Source organism: Cognatishimia sp. 1_MG-2023, assembly GCF_030548175.1.
Lineage (GTDB): Bacteria > Pseudomonadota > Alphaproteobacteria > Rhodobacterales > Rhodobacteraceae > Cognatishimia.
Genome location: NZ_JAUORX010000013.1, coordinates 50,292 through 69,253, shown reverse-complemented (window position 1 = coordinate 69,253; position 18,962 = coordinate 50,292). Strand labels below are relative to the sequence as shown.

Sequence of the window (18,962 nt, the reverse complement as noted above, 5' to 3'; positions counted from 1 at the left end):
TTGTGCGCCTCAGCGCCGCCGGTAAGGGGGGTTCTAAGGTTACTTGCGTACAGCCGCAAGCGCTTTTTACAGGAAAATCGAAGTTTTTTGAAAGAAATGTGAAAATCATTTAAAAACAATCACTTACCCAATGATTCCATTACTGCACCTCGCCTAACGCGCCCAAGAACCTGAATTCTTTGCACGCTACGGCTGACCATTGAACGACGAGCATTGCTATATAGTGTGATCCCAATAACGGTCACCACTAAATACCGATTTTGAGGCATCGTGAATCGGTAATGAGGTCGGAATCAGGGGTGACTAAATGCGAAACACCGACTCGTTGAAGAGCCGGTGTTTGATTTCATCAGGCGCTTTGCCGAACGCGGGATGGTTTAGGTCGTTTGATCCGTAATGCGAGCAGCAGGATGATCGAACCGAGATATAGAAGCGGTTCTAACTGAAAGCCCTTTACCAGCATCACAAAATGCAGCCCGCCTAACAGGCACACGGCATAGGTCAGCTTGTGCAACTTTCGCCAACGCGGCCCAAGCCGACGGACAGACCAATTGTTAGAGGTCACAGCAAGCGGCAGCATCAAAACGAATGCGCCCATGCCAACCGTTATATATGGCCGTTTCACAATGTCCGCCCAGATTTGACCCAGCAGCTGGACATCGAGAACCAACCACACAAGCAAATGCGCAAATACATAGAAGAATGCGACCACACCAATCGCACGGCGGAACTTGAGCAGGTTCAAACCCAGATGTTTACGCAAGGGCGTAATCGCCAAGCCAAGGATCAAAAGCTGTAAGGCCTTCTCACCCATGGCATGCTCAAGCCCTTTGACTGGATCAATGCCAAGTCCACCGTTCAGCGCAAGCCAAAACAACCACGCCGGATACAGCGCCGCCCCTATATATAGAGGCCACGTTGGTAGCTTGCGCGTGGTTTTGTTGATCCAGTCAATCATAGCTTAAAAATTTCTCGCTAGGTCCATGCCTTCGTAAAGGCCAGCAACTTCGTTTTCATAACCGTTAAACATCAACGTCTCTTTACGCTTGGCAAACAGACCACCGCCGATGGGGCGCTCGGTGGCTTGGGACCAGCGAGGGTGATCAACGGTTGGGTTCACATTACTATAGAAGCCGTACTCGCGTGCGTTGGCCTTGTTCCAGCTGGTTGGCGGTTGTTTGTCCGTCAGGGTGATTTTCACAATAGATTTGATGGACTTAAAGCCATATTTCCATGGCACAACCAAACGCAGCGGGGCGCCGTTTTGATTTGGGATGGGTTTGCCGTAAATCCCTGTCGCCATAATTGTCAGCGGATTCATCGCTTCGTCTAGGCGCAGACCTTCGACGTAGGGCCAATCCAAAGAGCGGAACTTTTGCCCAACCATTTCATCAGGGCGGTACAGCGTTTCAAAGGCAACGTATTTGGCAGAAGATTGAACGCCAGCCATATCCAGCAAGTCTTTTAACTCAAATCCGTTCCATGGAATGACCATCGACCACGCCTCGACACAACGGAAGCGATAGATGCGCTCTTCGACTGACATGTTTTTCATAATGTCTTCAAAAGCATAGCTGCCCGGATTATCGACAAGACCGTCGATTTCGACACTCCAGCCATCTGTTGTCAGGCGGTGTGCGTGTTTGGCCGGGTCACCTTTGCCGGTGCCGAATTCGTAGAAGTTATTGTAGGATGTGATGTCTTCGTAGCTGTTTGGCTCTAGCGTCATAGCGCTGGCGCGTGTTCCCGCCATGGCAGCTAGGCCCACTCCGGCCATGCCCGCCATGATCTGACGGCGATTCAGGTAGGTGTTGTAGGGGGTTACGTCGTCGTGCGTCAGATCGTTTTTCCAGCGGTGGGCCATGTGTCACTCCTGTTATGGTGTTGAGAGTGATGTAAGACCTCGCGCGAGACAAGCCAAACCACGATGCATAACGATGCAGTGGGTAGACTGTAACATTTTCCCACGCCCCGATTTGGGACGGTGCTGTAACACTTGGTAAATGTGAGTTTCGCGCGTTTCACGCGCTGAAACGTACGATTCCCGTCAAGCCAACAGACACACTATATATATGTCTCTGTTTACACCTCGGGATAGAGCTTGTTCATGCGCCGTGACTGACCATTGCCTTGGACCAACCGCACGTGTGACCGGCGCAATTTTCGAGGGTCGCTGACACCCGCGGAATGCGAGATGACTTCGACTTCTTTGATCACCCCTTTGGCATAGGCCGCGACGCGTTCGAATTTGACTTCGGGCACGAGGCCCTTTTGGAAACGAGGGTCGTGCGTGGTGATGCCGGTGGGGCATGTGTTCTTGCTGCACTTCAGTGCTTGGATACAGCCGAGTGAAAACATGAAGCCGCGGGCGGAGGTGACGAAGTCGGCGCCGGTGGCCAAAGCCCAGGCAACATCGCCGGGATTGATCAATTTGCCGCTGGCAACCAGACGGATGCGATCCGTAAGACCGTATTGCGCGCGCAGGTCGACGACGCGGGGCAAGGCCTCGCGGATGGACATGCCGACCAAATCCATCAACGGCATGGGTGCTGCACCTGTGCCGCCCTCGCCGCCGTCGATGGTGATAAAGTCGGGGGCTGCCCCTGCACCGCGCTGATTGATGGTTTGGAACAGACCTTCAATGCTATCAGGGCTGCCCACCACCAGTTTGATTCCGACAGGTTTTCCAGTGACTTGGCGGATACGCGCGATCATATCGAGCAATTCCTCGTCATTGCTAATCTCTGGATGGCGGTTGGGTGAGATGCTGCTTTCGCCCACGCGGATACCACGAGCCGCAGCAATTTCTTCGGTGACTTTCTCGCCGGGAAGGATACCGCCCTTGCCGGGTTTCGCACCTTGGGCCAGTTTCAATTCGAACATGCGGACATTTTCATGGATTGCCACTTCGCGCAGCTTGTCGTCGGACAAATCGCCGTTTTCATCGCGGACACCGTATTTGGCCGTGCCGATTTGAAAGACGATGTCGCAGCCGCCCTCTAGGTGGAACTTAGACAGACCGCCCTCGCCCGTGTTCATCCAAATCCCTGATTTTGCTGCACCTTTTGACAAGGCTTGCACGGCGGGGCGGGACAATGCGCCGAAACTCATGCCGGAGAGATTGAAAAAAGACGGGGCTTTATAAGGGGTTGCGGTGTTTGGGCCGATGATCAATGGCTCTGACGTAGTGAATTGATCGTCCAGCGGCGGATAGGGATCGTTCACAAAAATCGGCGTCCCGACGACAGTTAGGTTGCGGGTCGAGCCAAAGGACAATGTGTTGCTTTTGCTTTGAGAGGCGCGGGACACCCAATCGCGTTGCGCGCGGTTAAAGGGCATCTCTTCGCGGTCCATGGCAAAGAAGTACTGACGAAAGAACTCGCCTAACTCGCTGAAAAGATGACGAAAACGACCGATCACCGGATAGTTTCGCCGAACGGCATCCCCGGTCTGGGTGCGGTCGATCACAAACAACACAAGGGCCACGAGGACCAGCAGGCCAATCACACAGACAAAGAGCAAAGCCAGAATTTGCAGAAGATCGACCGTCATTTCCATGGAGTTTTGCATCTTTACCTACCGAGTTTGGGTTGCCGGTAAGGTCTGATGTTCACGCGCGAGGTGCAAGTCACAATGCGGATAGGGCGAAAGGGAAATCGCGCAACGTTCGGTGAGGGAACGATTGGGTCATGTGGAAATTCGTACGTTTGAGGGGGTGAAACGTACGATTCGAGGGGGGCTCAGGCCGGTTCTTTTAAGTATGAAATTTTCCGACTAATTTCAGCTAGAATACCCAAAGCGATAGCGACACCCAACATCGCAAAAGATTGATCCATTTCTTGAGCGAATGTATCTGCTCCAAAATACCTGCGTGACGACGCAGCTAAATCCGCACCTGAAAAAACAATATATGCACCGACCGCAATCCGAACAGAGTTTGCGGCAAACAATAGCCACGCTACGATCAAACCAACTCGAGTAAAAAACACGTCTGCACTCTCTTCAACATTCAGGCAATCAATTGAGTTTCCATACATGCCCGCCATTGAATTTGTAAGACCGTCACGCTGTTGCGTTCGGTGTTGTTACGATTGGGCGTGGATGTGTTGGCGCGCATGAATGCGCACCCTACGGTTTTGGCGTCCAGTTGCCGGGCTGAAGCCCGGCCTACGTGGGTTGTGCATTGGTGGGGTGGAACCCCACCCTACGAACGGGTTGACCTTTTGCTGGATTGGCTGGATCACCTAGCTATGGAATTGGATGACTTGCATCAGGTGATGGCTCCGTTGTGGGCAGAGGACTTTCGGTTTGTCGCTTTGGACGTGGAGACGGCCAATCGCGAGGCGGCGTCTATTTGTCAGATTGGGTTGGGATGTGCGCGGGGGGATGGGTCTGTTTTGACCTGGTCCAGCTATGTGAACCCGCAGATGGCGTTCACCCCGTTCAATACAGAATTGCATGGCATTGGCGCGGCGACTGTCGCGGGGGCGCCGGTGTTTTCGCAGCTTTGGGCTGTGTTAGAGCCGTTTTTGGCGCGGCATGCTTTGGTGCAGCACAGTCGGTTTGATGAAAAAGCGATTGATGCGGCCTGTTTGCATCATGGGTTGCCGCGGCCCGGTTGGTATTGGGTGGATAGCGTGAAAGTCGCGCGCAAGGCTTGGCCGGAGTTCAAGGGCAACGGCGGGCATGGGCTGGGACATTTGAAAGAGGCGCTGGGGCTGGAGTTTCAGCATCATGATGCGGGCGAGGATGCTCGGGCCTCGGCGCAGGTTGTGCTGGCCGCGCAGGATCGGTTGGGTGTTGGGCTAGCAGATTTGGTGCCGCCGCCCAAGCCGGTGCAGTTGAAACTGCCTTTTTAGAGACTGACTAGGGCGCTACCGCTTTGGCGAGTGATACGATCTTGTCGCGCCAGAACTTATGGCGGGCCGAGGACTGGTTGCGTGCGTGCCAGAAGAGCACAAGGTGTTCTGGATCTTGGGCCCAAGGCAACGGAACGTGTGAAAGGCTGGCGGTGCGCGGTCCTTTGAGGATCGACGGCAGAGTCGCGATCAGATCGGTGCCGGAAATCAAGTTGAGGACAGAGTCAAAATCCGCAGTTTGCAGAATGATTTTGCGCGACTTCCCGAGGGCGGCGAGTTTGCGATCGATGCCGAACCCGGCTTCGGGACCAAGCGCAACGCGGGCTTGGGGGCGGTTGCAATAAGCGTCTAGGTCGCCGGGTGCGAGCGGAATGCTAGGATCGAAAAACACGGTATCTGTGAATTCGAATAGATTGCGGCGCATGATGCCTTCGGTGGCGTCAATGCGATCGGGCATCAGGATAAAGTCCGCTGTGGCTTGCCGCAGAGTATCGACCATTTGAAAAGGCGAGCCAGAGGCGGCCAGCTCGATCCGCAGGTTGGGAGCGGTTTGACGTGCGTAGGTCAACAATGGCTTGATGATGCTGTCGCGCTCAATCGTGGCGGCCGCAAAGCGGAGTGTTCCGTTGTCATCAGCGGGTTGATATTGCTCTGTTTCGCACATGGCTTCGAGTTGGTGCAGGATGCCCTTGGCAAGCGGGAGCATTGCTTTGGTACGTTCGGTGGGTTCCACGCCGTTACCCACGCGTACAAATAGCGGATCGTCAAAGCGTTGACGCATGAGGTCGAGCCAATAGCTGACGGTGGATTGGTTCATATCCAACAGCTTGGCGGCAGCACTGAGTGAGCCTGCGCTTTGGATCGTTAGCAAGAGGCGCAGTTGGCGGCCATCTAGGTCAAGATATTCAGCTTTTTCCATAACCGACATCAGTATCATCGTATTTCCTGAAAGTCAGCCCTGCCCTATCCAAGCAGTAGATCGGAGAATGATATGACACACCTACCCCTTACGCGCCGCGGCTTTCTTGGCTCTTTGGCCGCTGTTTCTGCAACTGCTGGCCTATCGCTTCCTTTGCAGGCTGCTGAAACCTTTTCACTAGGAGATGGCCAGATTTTCGCCCTGTCAGACGGAACGTTTGATTTCCCTGCACAGCTTTGGGTCGGCGCAAGCGACGAAGAGAAGGCCAAGCTGGGCGAGCATGTTACGATTGGCGCGAATGCCTATGTGTATCGCCGTGGCGAGCGCGTGTTCCTGATTGATGCGGGTGCGGGCAATAGCTCGTTCATTACGTCGCGTTTCCAGTCCGTTGGCCGCGTGCCTGCGGAATTGGCGATGCTTGGCATTGCGCGCGAAGACATCACCGATGTGGTGATCACGCACATGCACCCTGACCATGTTGGCGGAGTTATCTTTGACGGCGAGCGCACCTTCCCGAATGCAAAGATTCATATCAACGCGAAGGAATGGGAATTCTGGACACGGAACGGTTTCGCCACAGACGCGCCAGAAGGCATGCGTGATATGGTTGTGTCCCTGCAAGAAACGGCTGGCATGATCGAAGATGCGGTTGTTTTGCAGAATGGTGAAGCGGATTTGGGCGGCGTGATGATGCAACCTGCCTTTGGGCATACACCGGGTCACAACGTGATGATGATCGATTTGGGCAGCGAACGTCTGTTGGTTCTAGGCGATACGGTCGTGTCGGATCACATCCACTTTGAAAACCCGTCTGTGGGCTGGGCGTTAGATGCAGATCCGGCCGCGGCGCAGGCAACACGTCGTCGTCTGTTGGATATGGCGGCGACTGATGGTTTGATCGTGGCAGCCAATCACGTGACCGCGCCAGGACTTGGTCATGTAGAACGGGCAGGCGATGCGTATCGCTTTGTGCCGCTGGGCTAACCAAGTATCGGCATTCGTAAGTTGGCTAAGGCCGGGCGATTGCCCGGCCTTTTGCGTTAGTGCACGACCGCGTCGTCTGGGCGGGGTCGGTCGGAGGTGCCGAGGCGATCCCCGATCTTTAGGCCCTCTTCGGTGGCGGTGACTGGGATGGTCTCGCCATCTTTGATCTCGCCCCCCAGCAGCATTTCAGCCAGTGGGTTTTGCAAGGCGCGTTGGATCACCCGTTTGAGGGGGCGCGCGCCGAACACCGGATCATAGCCTTCGTCAGCGAGCCATGTTTTGGCGGCCTCATCCAGCGAAATGCTGATCTTGCGTGCGGCAAGACGTTTGAGCAGGCGACCCAGTTGGATGTCGACGATGCCGTCCATATCCGCGCGAGCGAGACGATCAAAGATGATCGTTTCATCCAGACGGTTCAGGAACTCTGGCCGGAAGTGCGCACGCACGGCGTCCATGACATCGCGGCGGGCGTCGGCGGCATCGGCGCCTTCGGGCAATTGGCTGAGGGCCTGCGCGCCCAAGTTGGACGTGAGGATGATCAGCGTTTGCTTGAAGTCGACTGTACGGCCCTGCCCGTCTGTAAGGACGCCATCATCGAGCACCTGAAGGAGCACGTTGAAGACATCGGGGTGGGCTTTTTCCACCTCGTCAAACAGCACGACTTGGTAAGGGCGACGACGGACGGCTTCTGTCAGAACACCGCCTTCGTCATAGCCGACGTAGCCCGGAGGGGCACCGATCAGACGGGCGACGGCATGTTTCTCCATGAATTCCGACATGTCGATCCGCACCATGGCGCTGTCATCGTCGAATAGGAAATCGGCAACGGCCTTGGTCAGTTCGGTTTTCCCGACACCGGTTGGGCCGAGGAAAAGGAAGCTGCCAAGTGGGCGGTTTTCGTCGTTCAGCCCAGCGCGTGCGCGGCGCACGGCGTTGGACACGGCGGTGACCGCTTGCTTTTGGCCGATGACGCGACGATGCAGGTCGTCCTCCATTCGCAGGAGCTTTTCGCGTTCGCCTTCGAGCATTTTCGACGTTGGGATACCTGTCCAACGTTCGACCACGGCTGCGATTTGTTCGGGGCGCACGGCCTCGTCCACGGTGAGGTTGTCATCCTGTGCTTCGGCATCGGCCAGTTGTTTTTCCAGACCGGGGATGACGCCGTAAGACAGTTCGCCCGCTTTGGCGAGGTTGCCATCACGTTTGGCGATGTCGAGTTCGGCGCGGGCGTGGTCGAGCTGTTCTTTCAGATCCCGTGCAGAGGCGAGCTTGTCACGGCCTGCCTGCCACTGTGCTGTCATTTCGGCACTGCGGTCTTGTAGGTCAGCGAGATCTTTTTCCAGCTTTTCAAGACGGTCCTTGGAGGCTTGGTCATCTTCAAGGCGTAGGGCCTCGCCCTCAATCTGTAATTGAAGGATCTGACGGTCTAAAGCATCCAATTCCTCTGGTTTAGAGTCTACTTCCATGCGCAGACGGCTGGCGGCTTCGTCCATCAAGTCAATGGCTTTGTCCGGCAAAAAGCGGTCTGTGATGTAGCGATGGCTGAGGTTTGCCGCCGCAACGAGGGCCGAGTCAGAGATGCGAACGCCGTGGTGGAGTTCGTATTTCTCTTTGATGCCGCGCAGGATGGACACGGTGTCTTCTTCTGTTGGTTCCTCGACCATAATGGGTTGGAACCGGCGTGCGAGAGCCGCGTCTTTTTCGACGTGCTTGCGGTATTCATCCAGCGTGGTTGCGCCCACGCAGTGCAGCTCCCCCCGCGCAAGAGCAGGTTTGATCAGGTTGGCGGCATCCATCGCGCCATCGGCTTTGCCCGCGCCCACGAGCGTGTGCATTTCGTCGATGAACAGGATGATTTCGCCCGCTGCTTCGGTGACTTCGGTTAGGACGGCCTTTAGGCGTTCTTCGAATTCGCCCCGGTATTTGGCACCGGCAATCAGCGCGCCCATGTCCAGGGCGAGGAGCTGTTTGTTGCGCAGGCTTTCAGGCACATCGCCATTCACGATGCGCAGGGCGAGGCCCTCGGCGATGGCGGTTTTACCGACGCCGGGCTCCCCGATCATGACCGGGTTGTTTTTGGTACGGCGCGACAAGACCTGCATGGCACGGCGAATTTCGTCATCTCGGCCAATGATAGGGTCGATTTTACCAGCGCGGGCACGTTCGGTCAGGTCGGCTGCGTATTTCTTGAGGGCGTCATAGCCTTCTTCGGCAGAGGCGCTATCTGCGGTGCGGCCTTTGCGGATGTCGTTGATGGCCGCGTTTAGCGCTTGGGCATTCACGGCCCCTGCCTCTAGCGCTTCGCGGGCTTTCGATTTGACCAGTGCCAACGCCATCAAGATGCGTTCAACCGGCACAAAGCTGTCGCCTGCTTTTTTGGCAACCTTTTCCGCCTCTGTCAGAACTTTGACGGTGGTGTTGTCCATATACGGCTGACCGGTGTCACCGGACACGCGCGCGATTTTGGCGATCGCGGCTTCGTTGGCTTCGATCACACGATTTGCAGCACCACCGGCACGGCCGATCAGGTTCGCGGCCAAGCCTTGGTCATCGTCTAGTAATGCTTTGAGTAAATGCTCGGGCAACAACCGTTGATGGTTTTCCCGCATTGCAATGGTCTGAGCCGCCTGCACAAAGCCACGCGCCCGTTCCGTGAACTTGCTGAAGTCCATGGGTAGTCTCCTTCTGTTAAGCGCCCGAAATTGGATTGGCGCCCGCTATGCGGCACGCCCCAGTGTGGGCCTCGTGATTAATTTGGGGTGCAGGAATTGCGGCTTCAACCCTAAACACGATGGAATGGGGGGAATAATACGGATTTTTTCACGCTGTGCCTCTGATTTGTTTAGCCGATGATCACTCAACCCTATGATGAGAGGCCTGTGATGTTTGTGATGCGCATTGATGTGATTGGATTGGTTCGCGACGAAACTGACAGTGGCCATATTGTGACCGTGTGCTTGCATGGTGAGGACCGTCGCGTGTTTACACGTTGCGAGATCAAAGATCATGAAGTCGGGTCGCATTCAAATTTTGAAGACCTGGTTGCTGATAAAGTCGTGCACCAATTGCGGCAGATGCCTGAATTCCGCAGCGGACAAGACAATTTGGCTGTTGATCCCAGCCTTATCCCGCAATGGAAAAAGAGTGCCTGACGTTCATCCATCCCCCATGCATAGAATATTAAGACATAGCGGTCAGACTTGTCCTTGGAATTAGGAGGGCAAGATGCAAGTTAATCATGTTGAGTTATTGGAATGGCACCTAACACCCGAGGGGCGCTGCCATGGCAAGGTTCGTATGCACGGTGATGGCGGCGAGACCTTTGTATTGGATTGTGACGTACCCTGTGCGGGCAATGTCGGGCGACGAGCGCTGAACGGGGCCTTGGCCCAAGATGCGATGCGGCAACTGCGTCAGATGCCGGAATATCGCAAAGATCCCCCACAGGCGGCCGAAAATGCGATGCCGCAGCCACGAAAGCGCCGTCGGTTGCAACTTTCGCTGGGCTAATGGGCCGGACCACTTGCGCCGATTGGGGTTGAGGCCTAGACAGGGCCGATTTCCTAAGCGCCGGAGCCAGAACCATGTCGAATACACCAGCTGATGACCGTCTAATCGTTGCCCTTGATGTACCAAACGCCATTCAGGGATTGAAGGTGGCAGAACAGATCGGCGATGCCGTATCGTTCTATAAAATCGGCTTGGGCATGTTGACCGGCGGCGGCTTGGCCTTGGCGAACGAGCTAAAGGCAGAGCATGGCAAACGGATTTTTCTAGACATGAAGCTGTTTGATATTGGCGCGACTGTGGAAAATGCGGTGCGTGGTTTGGCGCAGTTTGATCTGGATTTTCTGACCGTGCATGGCGACCCCTATGTGGTGAAAGCCGCGAAAGAGGGTGCTGCAGGCAAAGACATGAAAATCTTGGCGGTGACAATTTTGACGTCGCTGGATCGTCAGGATCTGGATGGCGCTTTGATCAAAGACGGCGGGATCAAGGATTTGGTGCAGGAACGTGCCGGTAATGCCTTTGCCGCGGGTGCGGACGGTGTGATTGCCAGCCCGCAAGAAGCAGCGTTGATCCGTGCGTTGCCAGAGGCCGAGGGCCGGTTGATTGTGACACCAGGTGTGCGTCCGACGGGTGCGGCCTTGGGTGATCAGAAACGTGTGGCGACACCGGCCAGTGCGGTGGCAGATGGTGCGGACCATATTGTTGTGGGGCGCCCGATCTGGACGGCGGATGATCCACGCGCAGCGGCGCAGGCGATCGTTGATGAACTGGCGACGGTTTAAGTTACTTTGTTAATGATGAATCTAGGGCAGGCAGCTGATATTTGATTGCCCTAGGTATCATGATCAGGATGTTGGTTTGAGACGATGGAAGAATTCCAAGCTTTATCAACACTGATCTGATCTAAAGGCTTTTCTGGCAGATCACTGAGACCTGCAAAGCAAGGTCTTTGATCATGCGCATTCACTTGAACAACTGGCGGCGCAACGTCTGGATTATCCAGTGCTCCGATTGCGATTTCTATGCTTTCATCGGTTTCATAAGTTAGAGGCGTTCCGCAAGAACTACAGAATCCACGTTGGTTCGTCTGAGAACTGTGAAAAATGGCGCGCGTTCCACGGGTCCAAATGATCTCGTCGACCTCGACCAGTGGGGCGAAGAAACCGCCGAAAGCCTTTTGGCACATGCGGCAGTGGCAGATCGACGCCTTGCCAAATCGTTTGATCGAAAACCGAACAGCACCACACTGGCAGCCGCCGGAATACCGATTTTCAGAAGTCATGTCATCTTGTGACGCTGTCATAGTAAATGCTCCCTGTGATCTCGTATTTCGAAAGAGTTTCCCAATTACGTCAGCAGCAATATTTACGAAAAAGGGCACCGATTGCGGTGCCCTTTTTTGTGGCTCTTAGGCCAGTTGTTCTTTGATCTTTTCGATCACGTCCTCGACGGACAGGCCGAAGCCTTCGAGCATGGACAAGTCGATGCCCTTTTCCGCTAGCAGGGATGTGACGGCCTCTGCATCGAGGTTCACAAGCGAAGACAGGTCAACACCGCTGTCGCTGATTTTAGAGACGATTTCATCGACCCCGCCCATGGCACCCACGGCTTTTCCAAGCATGTCACCTAAACCCATACCGATACTCCTTATTCGTAAAATCGTAGGTTGTTTCGCGGGCAAACTGACATCAAATGCAGCGGAATAAAAGTGCGCATTCTGGGTTCTTAACAGGCATTCGCGCCTATAGACCCGCCACCCAATCCGCCAAGCGCTTTTGGAAATGCGGGACGGCTTTGGGATGGTGTAGGTATTCATCGACGGTAATTAATTTGATCTGCTGTCCCTCTTCGCCAAGCTGTAATTCGGTGGCGCGGTGGGAAGGGACCTTGGCAACAAAAAACCAGTTATCGACATCGTCCGTTTTGTAGGGCCGTGCCCACAAAATATCAGTTTTGGCCAGTGTTAGAGACACTTCTTCAAAACATTCGCGTGCGGCACATGCCCATGGGCTTTCGGCATTTTCGCGGCCACCACCGGGAAAATCCCAGTGATCGGGCAATGGAATGGACGGGATATCATCGCGCAAAATCGCCACAATTTTACTGCCGACAAAAACTGTCACTTTGGCCCCCTGAAAGCGGATGTTGTCGCCGGATTGGAATGCTATGCTGTCGATATCTGCCACTATGGAAATTCCAATGTCTGCCCTGTGCCGCGATTGCCTAACTGAACTACAAGACGAACGCCGTTGCCCAAAATGTGGTGGCATGCGGATCGTGCGGCATGATGAATTGTTTGATCTATCCATAGCACATATGGATTGTGATGCCTTTTACGCAAGCGTGGAAAAACGTGACAATCCGGAATTGGCCGATAAGCCGGTGGTGATCGGCGGAGGGCGGCGCGGGGTTGTTTCAACGGCCTGCTATATCGCGCGCATTCGTGGGGTGCGCTCGGCGATGCCGATGTTTCAGGCGCTCAAGCTGTGCCCAGATGCTGTGGTCGTGAAACCGCGGATGAGTGTTTATGTCGAAACCAGCAAACGCATTCGCGCGCTTATGGATGAGCTGACGCCAGCGGTTGAACCCCTATCGCTGGACGAGGCATTTATGGATCTGACCGGCACCGCAAAATTGCATGGCGCGCCGCCTGCGGTGATGCTCGCGCGGCTGGTGAAACGCATGAAGGAAGAGATCGGCGTAACGGGATCGATTGGATTAAGCCACAATAAGTTCTTGGCCAAGGTCGCCAGTGATTTAGATAAACCGCAAGGGTTTGCCGTGATTGGTGCGGCTGAAACGGACGACTTTTTGCGCGACAAGTCGGTGCGGATGATTTGGGGTGTTGGGCCGGCAGCGCAAGAATCGCTGGATCGCGCGGGCATTCATACCTTTGCGGACCTACTGCGTTGGGACCAACGTGAACTAAGCGATCGCTTTGGGTCGATGGGGTATCGGTTGTGGCATCTGGCGCGGGGGCAGGACAAGCGCAAGGTTTCTGCCCGAAACCCGGTAAAAAGCATCAGCAAAGAGACCACGTTTTTCGAAGACACCAGCAGCTTGGATTTACTGGACGGGCATTTGTGGCGGCTGAGTGAACAGGTTGCAGACCGGGCGAAAGCAACGGGCAAGGCGGGGCGTGTGGTGACGCTGAAGCTGAAACGCGCGAACTTTTCGTTGATCTCGCGGCGATTGAGTTTGCGGGATGCAACGCAGATGGCGGATTCGATCTATTCCACTGCGCGAGGCCTGTTCGATCAGGTAGGTGATCAAGGCCCCTATCGCCTGATTGGTGTTGGGCTGTCTGACATTGTTGACGAATCCCATGCGGACCTTAGCGCCGACTTGCTAGACCCAGATGCCGCCAAACGCCGTAAAGCAGAACGCGCCACGGACAAGATTCGCGCGCGCTTTGGCTCAGATGCGATTCTCAAAGGGCGCTCTATGCGCTGAATTGGAAGCCCAATTCGCCAGGCAATCGATTATCAGTATTGCAGATAATCTTTATCCTAGATAAATTATATCCACGAATCAGGAGGAATAAATGAAACTTGGTGACGGGGTGGAAACGGCCATTCATTGTGTTGCGGTGTTAGCAGGGCTGACCGATGGCGCGGTCATGCCCACGGCAGCATTGGCGGAGCATTATGATGTCTCGCCCAGTTACTTGGCAAAACATCTTAAGGCGCTTGTTGCGGGCAATGTACTGATTTCCGTACCAGGCCCGACCGGAGGCTATCAATTGGCCAAAGGTCCCGCTGAGATTTCGTTGCTGGACGTCGTCTTAGCAATCGAAGGACGCGACCCGGCCTTTCGCTGCAAAGACATTCGGCGGAACGGGCCTTGTGTCCCCGATGATTCAGCATTTCCCAAGCCTTGTGGGATCAAGAAGGCGATGTTGAAGGCCGAGCAAACCTATCGCGCCGAACTGGCTGCCGTTTCGATCCAAGATTTGGTGACTGATTTTCAGGAGACCAGCGACACACGTGTGATTGCACGTGGTGAAAACTTTATCGCCGAAAACGAAAGACCCAAAAAACTGTAATTTAGAAAAATGGAGACGACCATGGAACCACGCCTAAACTACTGGGCCGCGGCCCCTACACTTATGCAAAATTTCCTGACGCTGAACACAGTGATCGAGGAAACTGGACTAGAGCACAGCCTGCTTCATCTGATCAAATTGCGAGCATCCCAGATCAATGGCTGCGCCTTTTGCATCGATATGCACACACGCGAAGCGCGCAAAGATGGCGAGACTGAACAACGCCTGTATTTGGTCGCCGCATGGCATGACAGCTTTCTGTTTACAGAGCGCGAACGCGCAGCTTTGAAATGGACCGAGTCGTTGACAGTCTTGGGCCAGCAATCGCCTGATGATGCGCTATATAATCTTGTTCGTGCCCAATTCAGCGATCAAGAAATGGTTCAACTGACAGCTGCGATCACCATGATCAACTCTTGGAACCGCTTGTCCATTGCCTTCCGCGCCCTTCATGCAGAGCCGGAATATAAAGCCGCGTGATTTAATCAGTGGTGCGCCGAGTTTACTCGGCCGCCACACGTTGTTCTGGTTGGCCAATGGCAACGATGTCTGAGATCACGCCCTGCAAAGCTGCGCGAAATGCTTCGAAGCGTGGATTGGGCTGAATGCGGCGTTCGTCCATGTAGAGAGATCGATCAATTTCAATCTGAACCGTGTGCTGCCCGCGGGCCGGGCGGCCATAGTGTTGGGTCACATAGGCCCCAGCAAAAGGCGTATTCCGGGACACCACAAAACCCGCTTTGACAAAGGCGTCTTCGATGCCGTCAACGATTTCCGATCTGGCCGATGCGCCAAACCGGTCGCCCAGTACGATTTCAGGGCGTTTGCCGTTATGAACCCGCACGTTTTCGATGGCTTCGTGGGGCATGGAGTGGCAATCAATGAGAATCGCCTCGCCGAAATCCTGTCGCGCCTCGTCTAATAGCGTTTGAAGGGTGTTGTGATAGGGGTGCCAATAGTTTTTTAGCCGTGCCTCGACCTCTTGCCGGGACAATTTTCCACGGTAAATGGCTTGCCCATTTGCAACGACTCGCGGGATTACCCCTAGGCCCGAGACAACGCGCGGATTGTTCCCAACCCATCTGATTCCCGCGATTAACGCAGGATCAAGCTCGTCCGCACTGCGGTTGTAATCCACAAAGGCACGCGGTGCCCCGCTGCGCAGCAATGGGGCGCCAAGCGTGGGGGCGATGTCAAACAACCGATCCACAAAGGCATCTTCGCTACTGCGAATTTTGCGGGCATTTAGAATCGACCGGCGTAAGAACCAATCTGGATAGTCATTTCCGCTGTGTGGAGAGGCGAAAACCACTGAAGAGCTGCGTGTCTTTGGACGATCTAATATGTAGGCGCGTGTGGGCATCGACTCTCCTGTTCTAATTAAATGATAGACCGGAAAAGATATTTGGTGAAAGCCCTTGATCCCTTCTGCGACTCCTTTTATAGACCGCCCACCAGCGTGGAATTCCGTGCTCTTTTTTCTAAAGGGTAAGATGTTTCGCAAAGGTTTCATGGGCGATTAGCTCAGCGGTAGAGCACTTCGTTGACATCGAAGGGGTCACAAGTTCGATCCTTGTATCGCCCACCATGAATTCACTGGTCCATTCTGGACCGCCCGTTAACTGGCGCACGCCGCGCCGCGACTAAGGAGAAGACCCATGAAGGTCAAGAACTCACTCCGCTCGCTCAAAGCGCGTCACCGCGATTGCCGTGTTGTGCGCCGTAAGGGCCGTGTCTACGTGATCAACAAGACGCAGCCTCGTTTTAAGGCACGTCAGGGTTAATTTCCCGACGCCTTTGGCAAGCATTAAAAAAAACCGCTCCTTTTTAGGAGCGGTTTTTTTGTGCCGTCTGTTCTGTGAATTAGGTGCGGTGCAGGATTTTCTGGTCGTTTTTAACCAAACGGCCAATCAGCGCCTTTTGCTTTTGATCCTTTGGGATCGGAAGAGCTGGGCTGCCGACACAGTCGTGTTCTGCAAGTTCTGGGAACATGGTTAGCAATTCCTCGCGCGCCTCTGCTGAGACGGCGCGCATCGCTTCTGGGCCGGTAAAGAGGCTTTCGGTTGCAGCGCCTTCTGCAAAGATGATTTCGTGTTGGTCAAAGACCAAATGGAAATAGGTGACCAGTGGGAAATCCGTGTCTAGGTAGATGCCGGGCAGCTTGGTCAGCTTGATGGCGGGTACCAAGACTTCGGAATCGCCGAACATGCGTTCCACTACGGGAGCGTTCAGCAACATGCGGTGCTGCCGGGATACGATAAGGTCGCAGGTCGGTAGGCCATTGCCCAAGGCCCCGGCCACGATCCGGACTGGTGCTAGATTTGGGTTATTCGCCAGATCGCGGGCGGTGAACGAGGTTTTTAGAACCATGCGCAGTTTCAGCTTGCGGTCGTCTGGGCCAAGAACTGTCATGCCTGCGTGTAGTTTTTCGACCGGGACCTCGCCCATCGATGTTTTGATTTTTGTACCAGCAACCAGACAAGGCGGGCCCAGATCTGTGCCCACATCCAGCACGCCTGTTGAAGTGACGTAGGTGGTCGAATCCAGCGGAGCATCTTCAAGGACAGAGCCATCAGTCGGCGTGAAGAGCCGTGACCCATCGGACATGTAAAACGTGATGCCCGTGATGGTCGATGTGGTGCCGTCGCCATTGTCCACCGTGACCGTATCGCCGGGATAGGCGCGGTCGATGCCGATGCCATTGATCGTATCACCAGGGCCAATGTCATTGTCATCATCTTGGTCAATCAGCTCGTATTTTTCGACAACCAAAGTGGTTCCGACAGGAGGCGGGGAGAATGGGTCAATTGCCCAAAATTGATCAAGATATGTCGTTGGCATGTCTGCTCCGATGCCTGTTTGCGCGGGCAAGATGTCCGCAGGTTCAGAGAGTTTTAGCTTAAAAATAGGGCGAAATCGCGGCGTCGGTATTTCGCCCTATTGTTAATGGGTTAGCACCTACCGACCGAGCAAGAGCTGTACCATTGTGGCCTGATCGACATAGCCGGTTACGGTCAGATTTCGCGCTTTTTGGAATCGGCGCAGTGCTCGGCGGGTGTCGCGGGTAAAGTCGCCATCGACTTTGCCAGGCTTGAGGCCAAGGTTTGAAAGGCGGCTTTCAATCAAGAGACGGGCTGCACCGTTGCCTGCTACCGCGTTTTCGGTACCAAGGTATTTGCGGCGCGCGTCCTCTTCTGTTTCCTCATTGTTGAGTTCCGCGATGCGGCTTTGGGCGGCTTCAGCAAAGACGCCGTTGGGGAAGTCTGCAAGGAATTGTTGGTAGCTGCCAATCGTGTTGGCGTCGCTGGCAATGTCCCACGCGTTGCGTTCGCGGGCATCCATTTCGGCGCGGCGTTCGGCTTCGATTTCGTCAAGGCGTTCGCGGGCCAAGCTGGCAAAGACACCGTCAGGGAATTCTTTGAGGTAGCTGCGGTAGCCGGGCTCGGTATTGCGCGCGCCGGTTTCTTGCCAGAAGGCGCGGTCGCGGGCGTCTTCGATGGCGCGGCGACGGCGGGCTTCTTCTTCGAGCTCGGCGGCGCGGCGCAGGGCGAATTCTTGCATCAAGGCAAGCTGGTCGCGATCTAGGTAGCCGTGCGGTTCAAGGTTTTGATCGGCTTGCCATGCAGACACAGCGCGGCGGGTGGCGGGGCCAAAGACGCCGTCGATGCCACGCGGATTATAGCCCAGCAGCGATAGGTCACGTTGGATTGAGCGGCGCTTGTCGCGGTTGAGCGCAAGCGCGGCTTCTGCTTCTTTCAGGCGGGTTTCGCGGTTTTGCACACGGGCGGTGATTTGGCTGCGGGCGTCAGCGGTAAAGAGGCCGTTGGGGTAGCGGTTTATGTAGGCTTGCAGCGCCTCGGGTGTGCCGATGTCGCGAACCGCGCTCCAATACGCGATTTCGCCGATGTCTTGAGACGGTGGTTCTATTGGTGTTGATGTGGTGGGTGATGCAGAGAAGGCCACTGCGCGCGAGATAAAGCCCGAGAGGGTTGCGTTGCCGCTGTCTTGGGCGACTTCGGCGGTTGTGGCGCCTTGAGTGAGCAGTTTCGTCAGCGCGGATTGTACAGCGCGGCTGTCGCCGCGTAGATGCGTGACGCCTTGTGGGGCGGGATTGTTGGCAGCGGTTGGAGCGAGATCGCTGAGGTTTGACAGGGCGCGCGGATTGTCGATCAGCACCAACAAAGAACGGCCTGCGGTTGAGGTTAATGCACTGTCAAAGAGGGCGAGCGGCAAGGCTTTGCTGCCAATATCAAAGCGGTCTGGTGTGCGGGCCTCTTGCGCGAGGAGCCAGTTGGTTTGACCGTCGGCAACGATGTGACCGCGGACGATGATCACGACGCGTTCCGCATCTGCTTGTGCCGCGGATTGTGTGGAAAACGCGGCAGCGCGCAGTTCGCCGAGTGTGGCGTTTGCTAGGCGTGTGACCTCGAACCCATCGGATTCTAGCTGATCCGCCATGGCAGATATGCGGCTATCGCGCGGAAGATCCGTGAGACTGCGATAGTCCCCTTGATCAATCACCAAAGCCACATCGCGCGCCAATACTGGCGTAGCGAAACCCATTGAAAGTAATACAAATGCCGTTGTGAAAAACCGCATAACCCCCTCCTATCAAATGTCTCATCCCCATGCGCAGTGTGCGCCA

The 18,962-nt window shown here is 55.2% G+C and carries 21 protein-coding genes and 1 tRNA gene; 10 read left to right on the top strand and 12 right to left on the bottom strand.

The annotated features are described in order from the left end of the window. Positions 1-349: 349 nt before the first annotated feature. From msrQ to Q4544_RS15465, 4 genes are all read right to left on the bottom strand, one after another. On the bottom strand, positions 350-958 hold the full coding sequence (gene msrQ / locus Q4544_RS15480; RefSeq protein WP_303507779.1) for a protein-methionine-sulfoxide reductase heme-binding subunit MsrQ: 609 nt from the start codon (positions 956-958) through the stop codon (positions 350-352). Positions 959-961: 3 nt separating this feature from the next. Continuing rightward, positions 962-1,864 carry a protein-methionine-sulfoxide reductase catalytic subunit MsrP gene (gene msrP, locus Q4544_RS15475; protein WP_303507777.1) on the bottom strand — a complete coding sequence of 301 codons (903 nt, stop codon included), beginning with the start codon at positions 1,862-1,864 and terminating at the stop codon, positions 962-964. A 218-nt stretch (positions 1,865-2,082) separates the two neighbouring features. Beyond that, positions 2,083-3,558, bottom strand: coding sequence for an FMN-binding glutamate synthase family protein (locus Q4544_RS15470; protein WP_303507775.1), 1,476 nt, complete (start codon positions 3,556-3,558; stop codon positions 2,083-2,085). Between the two features lie 182 nt (positions 3,559-3,740). Continuing rightward, positions 3,741-4,046: a hypothetical protein gene (locus Q4544_RS15465; RefSeq protein ID WP_303507773.1), complete on the bottom strand. Its 306-nt coding sequence runs from the start codon at positions 4,044-4,046 to the stop codon at positions 3,741-3,743. A gap of 69 nt (positions 4,047-4,115) precedes the next feature. On the opposite strand from Q4544_RS15465, the gene Q4544_RS15460 reads away from it, so the two are divergent. Continuing rightward, the gene (locus tag Q4544_RS15460) at positions 4,116-4,859 is read left to right on the top strand and encodes an exonuclease domain-containing protein (protein WP_368411293.1); all 744 of its coding nucleotides are present in this window, start codon (positions 4,116-4,118) and stop codon (positions 4,857-4,859) included. A gap of 7 nt (positions 4,860-4,866) precedes the next feature. Here Q4544_RS15460 and Q4544_RS15455 read toward each other — a convergent pair whose 3' ends face one another. After that, a complete protein-coding gene (locus tag Q4544_RS15455; protein WP_303507771.1) occupies positions 4,867-5,796 on the bottom strand; it encodes a LysR family transcriptional regulator in 930 nt (309 codons plus the stop codon). Between the two features lie 54 nt (positions 5,797-5,850). On the opposite strand from Q4544_RS15455, the gene Q4544_RS15450 reads away from it, so the two are divergent. Next, a complete protein-coding gene (locus Q4544_RS15450; RefSeq protein WP_303507769.1) occupies positions 5,851-6,762 on the top strand; it encodes an MBL fold metallo-hydrolase in 912 nt (303 codons plus the stop codon). Between the two features lie 56 nt (positions 6,763-6,818). Here Q4544_RS15450 and clpB read toward each other — a convergent pair whose 3' ends face one another. After that, on the bottom strand, positions 6,819-9,434 hold the full coding sequence (clpB, locus tag Q4544_RS15445; RefSeq protein WP_303507768.1) for an ATP-dependent chaperone ClpB: 2,616 nt from the start codon (positions 9,432-9,434) through the stop codon (positions 6,819-6,821). A 207-nt stretch (positions 9,435-9,641) separates the two neighbouring features. On the opposite strand from clpB, the gene Q4544_RS15440 reads away from it, so the two are divergent. The 3 genes from Q4544_RS15440 to pyrF all read left to right on the top strand — a co-directional run bounded on the left by Q4544_RS15440 (position 9,642) and on the right by pyrF (position 11,054). Continuing rightward, the gene (locus Q4544_RS15440) at positions 9,642-9,914 is read left to right on the top strand and encodes a hypothetical protein (RefSeq protein ID WP_303507766.1); all 273 of its coding nucleotides are present in this window, start codon (positions 9,642-9,644) and stop codon (positions 9,912-9,914) included. A gap of 73 nt (positions 9,915-9,987) precedes the next feature. Next, on the top strand, positions 9,988-10,272 hold the full coding sequence (locus Q4544_RS15435; protein ID WP_303507765.1) for a hypothetical protein: 285 nt from the start codon (positions 9,988-9,990) through the stop codon (positions 10,270-10,272). A 74-nt stretch (positions 10,273-10,346) separates the two neighbouring features. Continuing rightward, positions 10,347-11,054 carry an orotidine-5'-phosphate decarboxylase gene (gene pyrF, locus Q4544_RS15430; protein WP_303507763.1) on the top strand — a complete coding sequence of 236 codons (708 nt, stop codon included), beginning with the start codon at positions 10,347-10,349 and terminating at the stop codon, positions 11,052-11,054. Positions 11,055-11,104: 50 nt separating this feature from the next. Here pyrF and Q4544_RS15425 read toward each other — a convergent pair whose 3' ends face one another. The 3 genes from Q4544_RS15425 to Q4544_RS15415 form a co-directional block, all read right to left on the bottom strand. Next, positions 11,105-11,575: a GFA family protein gene (locus Q4544_RS15425; RefSeq protein WP_303507761.1), complete on the bottom strand. Its 471-nt coding sequence runs from the start codon at positions 11,573-11,575 to the stop codon at positions 11,105-11,107. A 105-nt stretch (positions 11,576-11,680) separates the two neighbouring features. Then, positions 11,681-11,908, bottom strand: coding sequence for a hypothetical protein (locus Q4544_RS15420; protein ID WP_303507759.1), 228 nt, complete (start codon positions 11,906-11,908; stop codon positions 11,681-11,683). 106 nt (positions 11,909-12,014) lie between these two features. Further along, on the bottom strand, positions 12,015-12,458 hold the full coding sequence (locus Q4544_RS15415; protein WP_303507757.1) for an NUDIX hydrolase: 444 nt from the start codon (positions 12,456-12,458) through the stop codon (positions 12,015-12,017). Between the two features lie 13 nt (positions 12,459-12,471). Between Q4544_RS15415 and Q4544_RS15410 the strand changes: the two genes are divergently transcribed. The 3 genes from Q4544_RS15410 to Q4544_RS15400 all read left to right on the top strand — a co-directional run bounded on the left by Q4544_RS15410 (position 12,472) and on the right by Q4544_RS15400 (position 14,797). Further along, on the top strand, positions 12,472-13,725 hold the full coding sequence (locus tag Q4544_RS15410) for a DNA polymerase IV (RefSeq protein ID WP_303507785.1): 1,254 nt from the start codon (positions 12,472-12,474) through the stop codon (positions 13,723-13,725). Between the two features lie 91 nt (positions 13,726-13,816). After that, positions 13,817-14,317 (top strand): Rrf2 family transcriptional regulator, encoded by a 501-nt coding sequence (locus Q4544_RS15405; protein ID WP_303507755.1) that lies wholly within the window; start codon positions 13,817-13,819, stop codon positions 14,315-14,317. 21 nt (positions 14,318-14,338) lie between these two features. Continuing rightward, a complete protein-coding gene (locus Q4544_RS15400) occupies positions 14,339-14,797 on the top strand; it encodes a carboxymuconolactone decarboxylase family protein (protein WP_303507753.1) in 459 nt (152 codons plus the stop codon). 22 nt (positions 14,798-14,819) lie between these two features. Here the strand turns inward: Q4544_RS15400 and Q4544_RS15395 are convergent, their stop codons facing one another. Further along, a complete protein-coding gene (locus Q4544_RS15395; RefSeq protein WP_303507751.1) occupies positions 14,820-15,680 on the bottom strand; it encodes an N-formylglutamate amidohydrolase in 861 nt (286 codons plus the stop codon). A 150-nt stretch (positions 15,681-15,830) separates the two neighbouring features. Between Q4544_RS15395 and Q4544_RS15390 the strand changes: the two genes are divergently transcribed. Then, a tRNA-Val gene (locus Q4544_RS15390) sits at positions 15,831-15,905 on the top strand. A 70-nt stretch (positions 15,906-15,975) separates the two neighbouring features. Continuing rightward, complete coding sequence (gene ykgO / locus Q4544_RS15385) at positions 15,976-16,101, top strand: type B 50S ribosomal protein L36 (protein ID WP_303507749.1); 126 nt, start codon at positions 15,976-15,978, stop codon at positions 16,099-16,101. 79 nt (positions 16,102-16,180) lie between these two features. Here ykgO and Q4544_RS15380 read toward each other — a convergent pair whose 3' ends face one another. Further along, positions 16,181-17,158, bottom strand: coding sequence for a Hint domain-containing protein (locus tag Q4544_RS15380; protein ID WP_303507748.1), 978 nt, complete (start codon positions 17,156-17,158; stop codon positions 16,181-16,183). A gap of 117 nt (positions 17,159-17,275) precedes the next feature. Beyond that, on the bottom strand, positions 17,276-18,916 hold the full coding sequence (locus Q4544_RS15375) for a peptidoglycan-binding domain-containing protein (protein ID WP_303507746.1): 1,641 nt from the start codon (positions 18,914-18,916) through the stop codon (positions 17,276-17,278). Positions 18,917-18,962 lie beyond the last annotated feature (46 nt).